Origin of the sequence: Rhodococcus sp. R1101 (assembly GCF_000278445.1) — a bacterium.
GTDB classification, from domain to species: Bacteria; Actinomycetota; Actinomycetes; order Mycobacteriales; family Mycobacteriaceae; genus Rhodococcus; species Rhodococcus gordoniae.
Genome location: NZ_AJVB01000557.1, coordinates 1 through 2,331, shown reverse-complemented (window position 1 = coordinate 2,331; position 2,331 = coordinate 1). Strand labels below are relative to the sequence as shown.

General features: G+C 65.8%; 3 protein-coding genes. All 3 read left to right on the top strand.

Going from position 1 to position 2,331, the window contains the following annotated elements; genetic code table 11:
• Positions 1-939: 3-isopropylmalate dehydratase large subunit (locus R1101_RS0121515; protein ID WP_016935316.1), on the top strand; the 939-nt coding region annotated here is incomplete at its 5' end.
• Positions 940-967: 28 nt separating this feature from the next.
• On the top strand, positions 968-1,564 hold the full coding sequence (leuD, locus tag R1101_RS0121510; RefSeq protein ID WP_016935315.1) for a 3-isopropylmalate dehydratase small subunit: 597 nt from the start codon (positions 968-970) through the stop codon (positions 1,562-1,564).
• A 170-nt stretch (positions 1,565-1,734) separates the two neighbouring features.
• Positions 1,735-2,331: HU family DNA-binding protein (locus R1101_RS0121505; RefSeq protein WP_016935314.1), on the top strand; the 597-nt coding region annotated here is incomplete at its 3' end.

Here is a 2,331-nt window from a genome sequence, read left to right as displayed (position 1 = left end):
ACACAGACGCTGTCGTTGCGGCCGTTCAAGACGATGGCGATCAACGTCGACGGCGCGCTGGCGCCCGGAGTGACGAGCAAGGACCTCATCCTCGCGATCATTGCGAAGATCGGTACCGGCGGCGGACAGGGCTACGTCCTCGAATACCGCGGCGAGGCGATCCGCGCGCTGTCGATGGAAGCGCGGATGACCATCTGCAACATGTCGATCGAGGCAGGTGCCCGCGCGGGCATGATCGCACCCGACGAGACCACCTACGAGTTCGTCAAGGGCCGCCCGCACGCCCCGGAGGGCGCAGACTGGGACGCCGCCGTCGAGGCGTGGGAGCAGCTGAAGACCGACGACGACGCGGTTTTCGACGCCGAGGTCCACATCGACGGCAGCGCTCTGACGCCCTTCGTCACGTGGGGTACCAACCCGGGCCAGGGCGCACCCCTCGGATCCACGGTTCCGGTACCCGAGGAGATTGCGGACGAAACCGAGCGGTCTGCCGCGGAGAAGGCGTTGCGCTACATGGATCTCGAGCCGGGGATGCCGCTGCGCGATGTGAAGATCGACACTGTCTTCGTCGGGTCGTGCACCAACGGCCGCATCGAGGATCTGCGTGCGGTGGCGGATGTCCTGAAGGGCCGCAAGGTCGCCGACGGCGTCCGGATGCTCGTCGTGCCGGGCTCGATGCGGGTGCGGGCACAAGCGGAGGACGAGGGCCTCGGCGAGATCTTCACCGCCGCAGGCGCCGAGTGGCGTCAGGCCGGATGCTCGATGTGCCTGGGCATGAACCCCGACCAGCTGGCGCCGGGTGAACGCTCCGCGTCGACATCGAACCGGAATTTCGAAGGACGGCAGGGCAAGGGCGGACGGACGCATCTCGTCTCGCCGGCCGTGGCCGCCGCAACCGCGGTGCGGGGAACGCTTTCCGCACCGGTGGATCTGGACTAGACCACAGGACCGACGAGGAGAATTTTCGATGGAAGCCTTCACCACTCACAAGGGCATCGGCGTCCCGCTGCGCCGGTCCAATGTCGACACGGATCAGATCATTCCGGCCGTCTACCTGAAGCGTGTCACCCGTACGGGATTCGAGGACGGTCTGTTCGCCGCGTGGCGCAACGACCCGTCCTTCGTCCTCAACACCCCGCCCTTCGACCGCGGCAGCGTTCTCGTCGCCGGACCGGATTTCGGCACCGGTTCGTCGCGTGAGCATGCGGTGTGGGCGTTGTCGGATTACGGATTCCGGGTCGTCATCTCGTCCCGGTTCGCCGACATCTTCCGCGGCAACGCCGGAAAGGCCGGTCTGCTCGCCGCCCAGGTCTCGCAGGACGACGTCGAACTGCTGTGGAAGCTCATCGAACAGCAGCCCGGACTCGAACTGGAGGTGGATCTCGAGAACCGGACCGTGACCGCCGGAACCACCGTGGTGCCGTTCACCATTGACGACTACACCAGGTGGCGTCTGCTCGAGGGTCTCGACGACATCGGATTGACATTGCGCCAGGTAGACGCGATTTCCGAGTACGAAAAGTCAAGGCCGTCATGGAAACCGAGTACCCTTCCGGCGCCCTGAAAACACCCTCCGGGCACACCCCGTCCGGGCCCGGTCCGACACTCCCGTCGGGCCGGGCCCGGATGTATTTGCATGAGAATCCGCGTGGCACATAGACTCTTGCCCGTTTGCGGGTCTACCGTGGACTGGAGTCGGTCTGACGGTGGACCGTGTATGTGCGGAGGAAATCAATGAACAAGGCAGAACTGATCGACGTTCTGACCGAGAAACTCGGTTCGGACAGGCGTACCGCTACCGCGGCCGTCGAGCACATGGTGGACGCCATCGTTCGCGCCGTGCACGAGGGTAAGAGCGTCACCATCACCGGATTCGGTGTCTTCGAGAAGCGCCGCCGGGCCGCTCGGGTCGCCCGGAACCCGCGCACGGGTGAGACGGTCAAGGTCAAGCCGACCTCGGTGCCGGCCTTCCGTCCCGGCCAGTCCTTCAAGAACATCATCGCGGGCACCCAGAAGCTTCCCGCTTCGGGTCCGGCCGTGAAGCGCGGTGCGGCTGCAGCGGCCAAGAAGACCGCGGCGGCCAAGAAGGCGGCCAAGAAGACTGCGGCGAAGAAGACCACCGCCACCAAGTCGACCGCGGCGAAGAAGACCACCGCGGCCAAGTCGACGCCGGCGAAGAAGACCACAGCGACCAAGTCGACTGCGGCGAAGTCGACTGCGGCGAAGAAGACCACGGCAACCAAGTCGACCGCGGCGAAGTCGACTGCGGCGAAGAAGACCACGGCGACCAAGTCGACCGCGGCGAAGTCGACCCCGGCGAAGAAGACCACC